Below are 12823 nucleotides of genomic sequence, written 5' to 3' on the forward strand. Positions count from 1 at the left end.
GGGGCGCGGCGAGTTGCTCGGTGCGTAGCTGCGGTGTGTCAGTGGCCATCGGCTGCGGCTGACCGTTGGCGGGTACAACAGGGGCGCGCTCGGTGGTCTGAGGCCGCAACCCTGATTGATCCCCATTGTTTACCCCAAAACTACCCGGCGCAGGGGGAGGATAAGAGGCTGTTGATAGGGAGCTTGGTGCTGCAGGAAGTCCCGGATGTTGCTTCCCGAGCAGACTATTGACCTGTTGTTGAGCATATTGATCGGCAAAGGTTGCAGCATACATTTGCAGTTCTGCAACACGCTTAGGTGAGAACAGCTCAGTGACCTGCTGATCGCTTTTACCCGTATCTTTGAGCCAATTGACAAATGCATCGTTCAAGTTTGCTTGAACACTGGTATCTGCACGCTTGAATCGCTCAGCAGCTTGAGAAAGACGTTCCCCCTGGCTGATTTGCTCAGAACCTCGTTGAATCTGTTGATCTGAGGTTTCATACGCTTCGCGAGTACTGCCAGTTTGAGAGTTATGGGAGCCTGACGAAAGGGTTAAATTACGTTCTTTGGCAAATGAAACTACCTCCTCCAAAGAGCTTCTAAACTCCTTATTTTTTGCAAGTTCAGTCGCAACATCTCTCATCCGAGAAATATCGCGACCGTGACTGCCTTGTACCTGTAGATTGGCAGCGAGGCTTACTGGGCTCCAACCAGGTGTTTTCATTCCAACAGAAACCATGCCAATGAGTTCAGCACGGTCTCTTTCAGATATATTCATACCTTCCGTTGCTTTTTCCACAATGCTTTTAACTTTACTAGCAGCCTTACTTGCTGACTGCGTTTGAGAGTCGCGAGTAGAATTTGCATCGGAACTATCGCTATATTTCGACCACATTGTCTCCATCACGTTTGAAGTGACTTTAGACTGGGTTCTTACACCTTCATTTACAAGGCTAGTACCTTGCTCTTTATAACGGCTGGCTTCAGAGGTTAGCGCTGCCCCAATTTGCTCCGTTGCTTGAACGTTGACAGCCCCGGTAGTTTCTGGCGCTTTGAGGGACTTTGAGCCATCAGCATGAGTACTGACTTCGACACCATTACTGGAGACCTCGAGCATGTTACCTGGCCCCACCATGCGCCTGGACAGATCGAGTTTATTAGCGCTCTGGTTATTCCAGCTGTGGTTGCCGGCATTGGTATTACCCAAACTTATATTGCCGTCAGCCATGTCCTTAGCGACAGCACCAGCAATTTGCATCTGTTGGGAAACAAGATTGGATACCCCCATACCCAGCCCACCCATCAGGCCAGTAAAGGCTGCTGCCATCCAAGGTACCTTGTCGATCATAGATGCTGCAGTCATGGCAAGGTTCTCAGAAACAACCTTGTGGCCAATCATACTCATCATGGAAATAGATGCTCCCGCCGACTGGAATTCGGCAGCACCTTTGCTATACATAATGCTATTCAAAATGGCATACATCATTCCCCAGGATGACAACCAGAAGAATCCAGCAACATAAGTAACAATGAACTTTTTAATCCCGCCTGGAAGCAGAGCAAGAGGAGCTGTAATAATAAAAGCCCCTGTCAGTATAAGTAACCAAACAGTCTTTTGGTATCCAATCCAAGTGGAGGCCTGCATGCTAGACATCATAAGAGTTTGTCGTGTAGTCAATTGCATTCTTGCTTCGGAAAAAGCGCGACTAGCAGCATCGGCATCGGTACTTGCGGTATATTCCTGGGCTGCATCAAGCATTAAATTTGCAACCATGCCCTGCTTGACGACATCCTCTGCTTGAACAGATATGCCGACGAGGGTTTCATATGCAACAGGAATTACATTGACCAGCTGCTGTTTTGCTGCTGTGCTCGTGCGGCCAGGATAAATAAATTTGGATAGTTGTTGAAGCGCGGAGTCTACCTCTCCGTTGAGTTCGGTTGATAGCTTTACTGTTCCTGCGGCACAAGTTTCCATTGCGCCATTATGATCATACATTCGACTTTTGACAGAGTTCTCCTTTGATGTAATGAACCCCCATAAGTCAGGTGCTTTGAATAAGTCCTCATAAGTAAATTTGCCAATCTGCAAATCAAAAATAACGCAGTTTTGAAGGAAGGAACGCATATTTTTTGCCGTGCGAACATTTCCAACAACTACCTGAGATGATTGCTTTATGATGGTGTTTCCTAATAACACGCCAGATTCGGAATATCTAAGGTCCGTTGGCAGGGAGAAGGCCATGTCAACGGCTCTGCCATACGTATAATCTACCGACATCGCAGTTGAAATTATATAAGCAAGCCCATATGGAACATTATCAACCTTGATACCCGTGACAGCGGGATTTGCAACATCAGTAACATAGACGGTTGTCTTGGGTACAACGATAATATTAAAAAACAGGAATGCTCCGATGAAGTATTTAATAAAATTCGTCCAGGCCTGTGATTGTATTGCAATGAATGCAAGCGAACTAATCAAGCCAAAGACTAATGCCAACTTTGCAAGTGTCGAAAATGAGCTCTGGCCTGCTGTCATAACAACAGCATTAAGTACCCTGACCAGCTCATCCCCACCTCCAACAGTAAGTATTTCGTACATAGATACCTCTATTTAAGAGCTTGAGCGAAAGTGAAAACAGAGTTGATCTGGGACCCTGTCCTGCTTGCCAAATATTTTTCGAGTTGCATTGTTTTCTGCATCACATCAAACGACCGAGAGGTCTTAGCTGACGCTTCGGCTTTTCTGAGGTGAAGAATAGTGAGGTCCTGTTGAAGATCATCAGCCCACTGGCGTACTTTGGGCTCATTTGTTGCGGCAAACTGTGTATTAACGGTCCTTCGGACAGTACCAATGAGGTCTTCAAGATAGTTATAGAGAACATCCACAGCGACCATTTGAGCTAGCGAGTCGTAGTCATATGCAGTGCTGCCCGTACCACGATTATAGGCAGCATCGACAAGCAACATCTTATACACGGGGATTGTAGTTGCCGATATGAGATTCTTTTCTGCATTGGACAGCGAATCACCGGAGACGGCTTTATTTCTCATGCTAACGAGGTGGTCCTTAATTTTACCAGCAAAGCTCTCTGATGCGGATATTGTAGTAACAGTACTATCTGTCGGCGAAAGACAATCGGATAGCTCATCACAAGACAGTGAACCTTCGATTTTCCCTCCTTCGAGAAGGGCTTTAAAATCAGCAGGGTTGTTAAACCGTGGAGAGAAAATCTTTACTTCCGGGCGAGCTCCGCTGTTCTTGTTAATTACAGTACCCGTAAGAGTCATAACTGTCTGTGCAGTTGACTTATCAGATGTAAAAAGACCATTTCTCATAAACGCCTTCCACACTAGATTGCTGTTAAGTGTGACAACGTCTTTGAATTCAGAGTCTGAATTTGCCTGGTTTGCTATAGAAGGTGCTTGGGAACGGTTATCGCATTGATATCGTTCTGCTGCTGCGTCTGTGAACAACCCCCGGCGACGCCCTAAGCTCTTGCATACTGCTGATTGCGCACCTTCATTGCTCGCCCATGGCCACATTGCAGCAACTGCTGCAGTAGCTTGTTCACAGCTGTTGATTTGGAACTGGTTGAGCATATTTACAAGCTCGCGCAGCTGTTGAACTTTTTCTGCAATGACAGGACTCAATGTGCTTAATGCCAAGTCAAATGCAAATGATCCACCATTCTGAGCAATAGCTTTGGCCAAAGCGGTTAATTGCTCACTGGAGACCATAGAAAAGGCGCCAAAAAAACTGTCTATACCCGAACACCCGCCGCCAAACTTGGGTAAATTTACAGTTGCCATGTTGACGTTTCGTACAGGTACCCTGGCTTGGAAACTACCCCCGTTATAATAACCACCCATCTGACCATTAACGGCATCGGGAGATGTATAGTTGACAGTCCCGTCAAAGAAGTTGTTCATATCATCTTTAATGCCGGCAAATGACACCGAAGAGAACGCAACAATTGACATGATCGCCAGCTTGCTCAGTTTCATTTAGCGCTACTCCTAATTGATTCGAATTGATTGACCAAATTTTCAATATCGCTATATCCAAATGAAATACGATGAATTTTTTTGTCTGTTGTATCCATTATAAAAACCTGTGGAGTTGGATCCTCGGGGCGAACTCCTAATCTCCAGAGTGTGCCATTTCTGTCAGGTGTCCAATTTGAATTCCAGGTAATTAAGGGCTTGCCATCTCTACTGACAGCTTGTACTTCAATCCCAGTTCTTTCTGAAAAATCGTGAACTTGGTTAGCTATAGCGACACACGCGGTGCATGTACTTTCAAAAACAAAAATCCCCCAATATCGCCCAGAATCAGCAGAGGCGTTAGCAACAAAGGGGAAAGTGGCAAGTAGAAATAATAATGCTACCCTCATTTTAGAAATCCTCTCCAGGTGCAACTGCTGTTAGTCTAAATATACGTTTTTCAATTTCATCATGGGCCAATATGCCGCTCCCTATTGAGAATGCAGAACCTTTGGGGGATTTAGGAGAGGGGCGCTCGAAGAGTACAAGAAGTGGGGCTGGGTGGCTGGCCACACCAATTCTTTTTTGAAATTTCCCACTAACATCTTGCTTCCATTCACCAGGCCATGTGGGTAAAGCCTTCCTACTTCGGGATATAGCCTGAATTTGAATTCCCCATTTGTTGGCAAAGTCGGAAACAATTGGTGCATATGCAGCTGAGCTCGGAACCTCAGTGTCATATATGAAAAAAATACCATATCGGGTATTCAGGGATTGCATGACCTGAGCAAATTTGGTCTGCCGTTCGGTCTCCCATTCACGCTTGGCTAAAGTCCCAACTGGCCGTTTGTTTGTATAATCAAACTCTGGGTTCGTCCACGATAGACGTTCGTAGACGTCTCGGAAAAGCGTGGCTCGTTCTAGATTTGGGGTTATGTGATTACGCCTAAGATTGGCAATGTTCTCCTCCGTCGGTTCAAGGGTTGCAAGTGCAGTTGCCCTGGCTTCATCTTCCTGAAGCTTCTTCAGCCTGACCAGAGGATCACTTAAATCTTCAGGGGGGGCTGAAAATGTAGGCTTAGGCTGAGCGACATGGTGCTTTTTGGGGGCTTGTTCCGGGGCACTGGGAACCGGTTGGCAGTTCCAAGCCCAACCGTGCTCTAGAACACATAGTGACTCAGGCTGAGGCGTCGTCCAGTTTCCAGCGTGGGCGGGAGCATGAAAGAGAATTGCAGTACTGCAAAGCAACGCAGTTGTACATGAATTGATGATCGTCATAGTGACCCTAGAAGCAGTTAGCCGACTAGGGTCAATAATACTATTATCGACGCACAAAAACTAATGTTGGAGTTTCGATAATCCTATTTGGTCATCTCAATGACACGGTCTTGCACTTTTTGCTGCAGTTCTTCGTTGGACGGGATATCAGCAGTGAGCGTATCGATATACTCTTGGAAGTTTATCAATGTAAAGTCCACATCCTGAAGTTGCTCTGGTGTCATGCCTGAACAAGTAGGGCTTTCTGCAGATCCCCAACTCATTCCAAGCTGCGGCCTAGCGCCTTCCTGGATGATACGGCTCAACATAGAATCGTATGCGCAGAATGATTGAGATGTCTTTATGCAAGTTCCAATAACGGGGATCTTCTTGGCACAATAAGTGCCAACATAGTGAACAAGCTTGAGCTTGCGTCTCTCGATCAAGCGCTTATCTGCATCGTCACATCCACCCATCGCGCCATTGGCCCAACCATCATCCTTACAACAATTGACGGAGCTTGCAGCATAAAGGCTGCAGGTTTCTTTGGTTCCAGTAAATATATCGATCTTATTTTTGTCTGCTTCAACCCCGGCTTGTAGGGCACCATTTAAATATGCGATAGCAACACCAAAGTCTGAATTCGGTTCGTACCCCGTATCAAAGCAGTCTCCATTAATGCAATATGTTTTTGTTGAACAATTTTCAACAGTTGTATCTTTCCCTTGAACTTCGCATTTATATTGATATGACCAAGCTGCACATTTCCCATTATCTGATGAGGTTATGCAGTCCTTTTTTTCCAAAGTACATTTGTTCTTATCTACATCTTTACATGTAGATACGTTGTTACCAGACCCACATACATATTGCTTTTCATATCGCCAGCAGTCTTTAGTTACAGGCAAACCGTTAATTATCTTTGTACCGCCTTGCTCAGTGCATATGTTATCCTTTAAATAGCATTGATTTTGAAGTTCATTGCACTGGGAATGATCGACTATATCTTTTGTTATAGTCCAGTTGCTGTCAATCAGTTTAATGCCTGTAGCATCATGGAGTTCATCACAGTCATATACGAATTGCTGATTGTTACATACACCGTCCTCTCCCATTTCAGTGCATTTTTGAGCCTTGACCTCACAAATACCTTGTAACGGCTTGCAAGTGTCAGTGAAGTTACTACCTTTGCAAGTATACGATTTTGACCACTTCCAGCATTCCTTATAAATTGTTAGACCATTTATCACTTTTGAGCCAGCGCCCTCAGTACATATATTTGATGACTCTTTGCATGTCGGATTGTCGGTTATGGCAGCACACTGAGAATAATCAATGCTGTCCTGAGTTGTTGTGTATTCAGGAGGAAGTTCAGTAATGCCAGAGGAGGTGGTTTGTGTTTGACCACATTTATAAACGCTAGTACTAATTTCACAATCACCAAACAAGGAAGTTTTAGTGCATGTTGATGACTCAAGTTTGCACGTTCCTGAAGAAGAAATCCCAAGGCAAGAATCTTGAAAAGTGTCTGTTTTGCACAAGTATTTCAACGAGTATCGCCAGCAATCTTGGTAAACATTATGGCCGCCAATGTTTTTATTCCCTCCGGGTTCAGAGCAAACTCTGCTGTAAAGCCTACAGCTTTTGGCATCAGCGTATTCAATGGAAAGTAAAGCTAGTAGGACTAATAGTATTGCTTTCATACTAATTACCTATTCCCTTCTCTGCACAGTTATCATGCCATTTCATTGTCGGTGCAGTGTTGGCTGCAGCCTTGCCGCATAGATTGTCAGCAATTGTCCCCGAGGCGCAGCCTGAGCTATTGCATCCGTTTACCAGTAATTGACTTTCAGCTGGGCACTGTTTGTTAGCTGGATGTGTAACTTGGCGAACGCATTCACTATTCGATAGTGTTTCACCAGCAGAACAGACATAAGAAGGATCAATGGCGGCTCCACCATAAGTACAGATCCAGTATCCAGCTCCAGAATATACAACGCGCTTCAAGGGGCCGAAATTTGGAAGTATTGGGCAATTACCATGCGGCATCGGAACGTCTTTGATAGGCACGTCACACATTCTGGTACTTCCATTGTAACTTCCAGCAGAACAAACGGGAGTTGCTGCAGTTTTCACTGTCGCAACACACTGGCCTGCTCCATTCAGTGATTCTCCAGCAGGGCAAGTTATATTCGCTGGCCGTACACAAATGTTACCAGATTTATCCCATCCATAATCACACGCTGTCGTGTTGCTAGGAATTATTTCCCACCATTGTTCACAAGTTTCTTCTGTGAAAATCTGAGTTTTGGTGCAACGATAACGATTGGTTTTCGTAACATTTATAATTCGGCCTACTGCGCAAGATTTTCCTTCACTCTCCCGTGTCTTATTACATTGATAGTCATAATCTGCATCCACTTCAACTACAACACCTTCACTGCAAGATTTCTCGACTGACGTTTCTGCATCTATACAGCTCACATTTTCCACATACTTCTCACCTGGTATAGTTGTTGTAGTGCACTGGCTCTCTTCACCGCTGAGATCTAATACATTATCAGGGTTCTTTTCTATATTTTGTGCATTCTTAAACCACGTGTCATCTTTAAATGATGTGTCTCTCTTGGGTAAACCGTAAATGACTTGAGCTGCCTCGCTATTACTTGTAGCTGCAGCCCCTTCTTGTTTTAATTGTTCACTGTTATTCATTAGGTGATTATAGTTTGGATGTGGTTCTTCATAGTTTGGAACATTCCATGGATCCCCTGTTTTTATACTGTCGGTTGCATTGTTATTAATTTCTTTCGCGAACGGTTTGTGATCATCAACAGGGCCCGCAACAACTGAAAATGAAAAAAATAGATAGATTAGCAACGAGCTTTTCATTATCACTCCTTGCTGTCAGCTGTAGATTGCGTTGCTTGCTCAACAAAACTCTGCTGTAACGGAACTAGGTGTTTAATCGCTCGTTCAGAAGACTGGCCGGATGAGGAGAATAAACTTAATGCATACTCCAATGTGACATTTCCAGCAACTTGGTCATATACAGGCGTGGCTGCGTCGCAGTTCTGTTCTTCAGGTGAGCAGGGAGACAAGACCCCATCAGTCAGAATAATGGTGGGAACTCTAGATACCTTGAATCGCTGATAAAGCGTTGGATCGACTAGTGTTTCAGCGCCAGTAGTATCAACTAAGGATTGCAGTGCTGCAACTGTTTGGCGCATGGAGTTTCCAACTAACCCTCGAATTACCAAAACACCACCTGCGGCAGAGGCCTGCTTTCCATAGAGCTCAAGCATCTCTACTGGCATCGACAGCGATACAAACACCAGTAACGATGGTATTGATTCTCGTGGAGCTTCACCTTTTATCATCGACGCACTTGCAGACCCATATCGTCGCACCATCTCTCCAATATCAACCGAATCTTTCGTAGCATTAATTGATGAATTTGATAATTCGGATGACTTTTGATTTTCCCTTACACTATCGATTAAAGACTGTGCTTCAGCTCTGTTTGCCTTGGATTTTTCAACCCAAGCAGATATATCCTCTTGGAGCTGTGGCATTAATAAATTTACATCCTTATGAGTATTCTCAATATGAGACCTCAGCTTTGAGTCAATCAGTCCATTTATGGTCTCCTCGCTATCGATAATGCCTTGACCATGCTTAAATGCATCAGCGGCATCCAAGTTTTCAAGGGGAATTGACTTTGACGAATTAAGTGTTTCATTAGCATCCTGTACTGGATTGGCAGCAAAAGTATTGAAGCTGAATGAAATAATAAAAAAGAGTGTAAACTTATTCATGTTATGTTCCTTACCAAGCGCTTGCGCAGCAATTACGTTTTCGCCAAATTAACCAACCGAAATGCTCACCTTTGACTGGGAATTCTCTGGCCGTTTCATATAAAACACTTGACCTGCCAATTGGGTTGCAACCAAAAGGGCCGCCCGTAGATGGAATAGGGAAGAGCATTTGTGTTCTATATTGGCTCTTCCGCCAGACAGGCATTGGGTATGATCCACATAGGCCAGCATCACCCATTGAGCCCCATAGAATACCTTGCCTATGAAGCTTGTAGATCATGCGTTCGGCAGTGAGTAACGATGAATCAACTCCGCCATGATGAGCGTCGATATTGCCATCTAATGGGTACACAGAACCACGGCATCCACTGCACCAAAATAGAGGATCTAGCGGGAGCCCAAGGGTTGATGAGACACAGTCCGCTGCACAAACAGCTTGAGCTACCGGATTGGCAAAGAGAGTGCCTTCAGGGTTTATTAAAAACGTCAGTTCATCATCCATCCATAGTGGGTCAACCTCTGTCATATATGCGAGATCGAACCCCTGAGAATCCTTGCATGTTGAGTCAATAATAATATTTAATAAGTATGTGAGTGGGTATACATACCAATGCGCTTGATATGTTGCGCCTGCATAAGCGCTATCCCCCCCTCTTGTGCGACCCTGTCCATTATCAAGCCCGATATCAACTTGCTTGCCTCCAAGATTGACGAAACATCCTGGCTTCCGAGTGACATCGACCATTCTCACAGGTTCCCAAAACCCGATGTTAATACCTACCCTAATATACGGAGGGTACGGCAGGGGACAGTAACAGACCGGGCTGGACGGGTTTGGAGAATCAGGTTGTTTACCTGAGACAATTTGGGCTGAGCCGATAGTGATGGGGAATATGCAGGACCAGCAAATATCAGTGATCGGATTTGGGAACCGCCCCGTACATGTATCACCTGAGGTTGGGATATCACCATAGCTATTAAATGAAAGCAGTGCGATTATTATGAGTATAGTTTTCTTCATATTTTAATCTCTTCTATGAGAAGAATCCTTCCTTCTTGCCTTACTACTGCAGGTACCTGCTGTATATTCCATCTGGTTGTGAGGAAGCCAGATTGGTCGAAATAAAACTGTAAAGAGTTTTTCTTCGCTAACTTAAATGGCTCCCCCTGTGTCAGTACAATCTTGGAACGGTGTTTTTTTGAGTACTCTATGGCCCACTCAACTTGTTCGGCATCATCACCATTAATGAAAATAAGGTGCTTTGTAAGGGTCATTCTATCGAATGGATTTATTCTGCTACCAGCCCGTGCAATCACTTGACCACTTGGTAAGATCGCATCGGTATCTAGTGTCTGTGATGGGTCTATGCGTCTTTGGCTTGGTTCAATAGTTCTTATTATGCCATTCACGGGCTTTGGCCGTTGCGCTGTCTCAAGAGCATTTTTTGAAAATTGCTCATTCAGTTCTTTAAGCTTTCCGGTCTGCTCCAGGTGCAGAAGTTCTCTATTTATTACCGTCAATAGATCTTCTTCCATGATAGGGTAAGTTGTACCTTGCAGTCCGAAGTTTTTCGCGAAGCAAAGGTCAGAAAATAGGATAAGCACGGCCAATAATTTGATCTTCATGGATTAGTCCGAGTGAATTGTAGCGACTGTCATAGCTGTCTGGGTGTTTTCCTGCAACATAGTAATAATCAGGCGGTATCACCCCAGATTGTATAGGCTCAAGTGGAAGGCCATTTTGAGTGTGACTTTTTATATTCCCGACATACAAACCGTTTATCCAAACCTCATGGTTTTTAACGATTATTTTGTCCCCGGGTAGCCCCATCACTTGCTTAGTAAATTTTAGGGTTCCGAAAAATTTATCGTTTCGAGTCCAGAATTGAACATATTGATATCGTTCGCTAATCACTGTTCTATATGAAATGTAAAAATACGAGTTTGGCAAGCTTTGCGTTATATTTCTATTTATAACACCAAAGTTCGTTACCCATACAGAGGAAAAGAGTACTGATGCAGCGCCAATAAAAATTAGAAACTGTCCTGCGTTTCGAGACTTCATTTTTTATCCCCTACCTGAGCCTCGATTATATTTCTAATAATAGGTGTAATATCTTCAATTCGAGATGCTACTGCCTGCTGCGGTAGAACAACAATATTCCCACCATTGGCGTTGTTGAAGGCGTCGATAGCATGTTGGACCCTGTCGTTGTAAGTTTGCAGTTCTGCAATCTTAGCGGCCCCCTGGTCATCAAGGTTTTCATCCTTTCGAAGTGCTAAACCTGCTGCTTTCTCACGAACTAAGCCTGTGATATCGACTGTTACGAGACGTTGCTGTGAAGCTTCCAGAGTCTCGACTCTTGGTTTGAAGCAGATCTGGTGATATGCACAAACGGTTGAAATGGCTGCGACTAACCCAAATGCGGCCCCTCTCACAACAGGTGATGAGACATACTTCGTGATTGGCTTGATGTGTGCAGATAATGCCATGATAAACACCTCGATATAGCTTTGCATGTGTCGATAATGGTATTATCGTTGCATCGCGTTTCAATGCAAGGGTAATTAAGGAGGAACTGTGAGAAAGGATGATTCCAACTTCGCGCGCTTCTGGCAGGCATATGGTGAGAAGACCTCATTCTTGCGTGAGAAGAAGTGGCGGTGGGTTGTTGGTGTGCTGGGTCTTTTACTGCTTCTGTGGAGTGCTTATTCAGGTGTGAAACACCATGAGCGGTTGGATGAAGCCAAAGCAGCCGGTGATCAATCAAGTCAAGAGTTCAAGTATTTGAAAGACTGAAACTTCTGTTGCAGGCAAATTGCCTGCAACGATATGCATTCTACCTGTGTGCATATCGTTGCAGTCTCTCCCCGCATTTGAACTGCGACCCGCCCGGCATACGGGCGGCATCTACCGCGGCGTTGTTTCCCAAATCAATACAGCTTGAATGGAACTAACTGACGGCTCGGTGATCTGATCACCACCATCCCCTTCAAGTCTGCATCATGGGCACGTCGCTTCATCCCATCACCAACTGGCCTCAATACAACAAGTCTTTGATTAACCGTGGTTCCCTCACCTTCTGGGTTGATGCAGGCGCCATGGATAACTGGTTCCACCACGACCATCATGGGCGCCGGGGCCGCAGTCAGCTCTACTCCGACCAGACCATCTGTACCTTCCTAATGCTCAAGGGAATTTTTAACCTCACTCTACGGGCCACTCAGGGACTACTCGACTCCCTGTTCGAGTTGATGAACATACCGCTTTGTGCCCCCGATTACAGTTGTGTAAGCAAACTGGCCCGCACGGTGACGGTGGCTTATCGACAGCCCCCAAAGGACGTATTACCGATTTGGTTGTCGACTCAACCGGGCTGAAGGTATTTGGTGAAGGCGAGTGGAAGGTCAGAAAACACGGCGCCGAGAAGCGGCGAGTGTGGCGCAGCAGTAGACCCAGCCACTCACGATATAGTGGCGGTGGAAATCTCGCTGGAGAATGTTCATGATATCGAGGTGTTGTCGACTCGGCTCAATCCACTGCGGCGCAAACTGGGGCGTGTTTATGCGGATGGCGCCTACGACAGCAAAGCCAGCCATTAACTTATCTTGCGCAAAGGGACAACAGCCTGTATCCCGCCTCGCAAAAGCGCGGGGTTATGGAAAAAGGACACGCAAGAAATGACGTGGTGCTGGTGATTCGTAGATTGGCCCCTTGAAGATCCAGACACTTCGCCCCTCTTAACTTAAGAGGTAGTCTTGGAACTATGTTCAGTACT

The 12823-nt window shown here is 45.2% G+C and carries 12 protein-coding genes and 1 pseudogene; 2 read left to right on the top strand and 11 right to left on the bottom strand.

The features are described from left to right. The 11 genes from BN1130_RS19350 to BN1130_RS19370 all read right to left on the bottom strand — a co-directional run. On the bottom strand, positions 1–2587 hold a 2587-nt coding region (locus BN1130_RS19350), incomplete at its 3' end, for a conjugal transfer protein TraG N-terminal domain-containing protein (protein WP_042044057.1). 8 nt (positions 2588–2595) lie between these two features. Next, on the bottom strand, positions 2596–3993 hold the full coding sequence (locus BN1130_RS19355) for a conjugal transfer protein TraH (RefSeq protein ID WP_042044058.1): 1398 nt from the start codon (positions 3991–3993) through the stop codon (positions 2596–2598). After that, complete coding sequence (gene traF / locus BN1130_RS21895; RefSeq protein ID WP_084218260.1) at positions 3990–4382, bottom strand: conjugal transfer protein TraF; 393 nt, start codon at positions 4380–4382, stop codon at positions 3990–3992. The genes BN1130_RS19355 and traF (BN1130_RS21895) overlap by 4 nt, the downstream gene beginning before the upstream one ends. A 1-nt stretch (position 4383) precedes the next feature. Beyond that, positions 4384–5250, bottom strand: coding sequence for a conjugal transfer protein TraF (traF, locus tag BN1130_RS21900; protein ID WP_084218261.1), 867 nt, complete (start codon positions 5248–5250; stop codon positions 4384–4386). An 83-nt stretch (positions 5251–5333) separates the two neighbouring features. Continuing rightward, positions 5334–6932: a conjugal transfer protein TraN gene (locus tag BN1130_RS21905; RefSeq protein WP_084218262.1), complete on the bottom strand. Its 1599-nt coding sequence runs from the start codon at positions 6930–6932 to the stop codon at positions 5334–5336. Position 6933: 1 nt separating this feature from the next. Then, a complete protein-coding gene (locus BN1130_RS22455; protein WP_157014112.1) occupies positions 6934–8118 on the bottom strand; it encodes a hypothetical protein in 1185 nt (394 codons plus the stop codon). 2 nt (positions 8119–8120) lie between these two features. Beyond that, positions 8121–9044 (bottom strand): type-F conjugative transfer system pilin assembly protein TrbC, encoded by a 924-nt coding sequence (gene trbC / locus BN1130_RS21910; protein WP_084218263.1) that lies wholly within the window; start codon positions 9042–9044, stop codon positions 8121–8123. A 10-nt stretch (positions 9045–9054) separates the two neighbouring features. Then, positions 9055–10065: a conjugal transfer pilus assembly protein TraU gene (gene traU / locus BN1130_RS23205; RefSeq protein WP_084218264.1), complete on the bottom strand. Its 1011-nt coding sequence runs from the start codon at positions 10063–10065 to the stop codon at positions 9055–9057. Next, entirely contained in the window at positions 10062–10670 is a 609-nt protein-coding gene (traW, locus tag BN1130_RS19365) for a type-F conjugative transfer system protein TraW (protein WP_042044061.1), read from the bottom strand. The genes traU and traW overlap by 4 nt, the downstream gene beginning before the upstream one ends. Next, a complete protein-coding gene (lepB, locus tag BN1130_RS21920; RefSeq protein WP_084218265.1) occupies positions 10630–11109 on the bottom strand; it encodes a signal peptidase I in 480 nt (159 codons plus the stop codon). The genes traW and lepB overlap by 41 nt, the downstream gene beginning before the upstream one ends. After that, positions 11106–11537, bottom strand: coding sequence for a hypothetical protein (locus BN1130_RS19370; RefSeq protein ID WP_157014113.1), 432 nt, complete (start codon positions 11535–11537; stop codon positions 11106–11108). Before BN1130_RS19370 ends, lepB begins: the two co-directional genes overlap by 4 nt. A gap of 88 nt (positions 11538–11625) precedes the next feature. Between BN1130_RS19370 and BN1130_RS19375 the strand changes: the two genes are divergently transcribed. Both BN1130_RS19375 and BN1130_RS19380 read left to right on the top strand, forming a co-directional pair. After that, complete coding sequence (locus tag BN1130_RS19375; protein ID WP_042044064.1) at positions 11626–11844, top strand: hypothetical protein; 219 nt, start codon at positions 11626–11628, stop codon at positions 11842–11844. A 206-nt stretch (positions 11845–12050) separates the two neighbouring features. Then, positions 12051–12751 (top strand): annotated as a pseudogene (locus BN1130_RS19380) (IS5 family transposase); the annotation flags it as partial. Between the last annotated feature and the right edge of the window lie 72 nt (positions 12752–12823).

Origin of the sequence: Aeromonas rivuli (assembly GCF_000820045.1) — a bacterium.
Taxonomy (GTDB): Bacteria; Pseudomonadota; Gammaproteobacteria; order Enterobacterales; family Aeromonadaceae; genus Aeromonas; species Aeromonas rivuli.

Coding starts and splice junctions, on each gene's coding strand:
- trbC (WP_084218263.1), bottom strand. CDS start 9,044: ATGAATAAGTTTACACTCTTTTTTATTATTTCATTCAGCTTCAATACT.
- traW (WP_042044061.1), bottom strand. CDS start 10,670: ATGAAGATCAAATTATTGGCCGTGCTTATCCTATTTTCTGACCTTTGC.
- BN1130_RS19370 (WP_157014113.1), bottom strand. CDS start 11,537: ATGGCATTATCTGCACACATCAAGCCAATCACGAAGTATGTCTCATCA.
- BN1130_RS19355 (WP_042044058.1), bottom strand. CDS start 3,993: ATGAAACTGAGCAAGCTGGCGATCATGTCAATTGTTGCGTTCTCTTCG.
- lepB (WP_084218265.1), bottom strand. CDS start 11,109: ATGAAGTCTCGAAACGCAGGACAGTTTCTAATTTTTATTGGCGCTGCA.
- traU (WP_084218264.1), bottom strand. CDS start 10,065: ATGAAGAAAACTATACTCATAATAATCGCACTGCTTTCATTTAATAGC.
- BN1130_RS22455 (WP_157014112.1), bottom strand. CDS start 8,118: ATGAAAAGCTCGTTGCTAATCTATCTATTTTTTTCATTTTCAGTTGTT.
- BN1130_RS21905 (WP_084218262.1), bottom strand. CDS start 6,932: ATGAAAGCAATACTATTAGTCCTACTAGCTTTACTTTCCATTGAATAC.
- traF (WP_084218261.1), bottom strand. CDS start 5,250: ATGACGATCATCAATTCATGTACAACTGCGTTGCTTTGCAGTACTGCA.
- traF (WP_084218260.1), bottom strand. CDS start 4,382: ATGAGGGTAGCATTATTATTTCTACTTGCCACTTTCCCCTTTGTTGCT.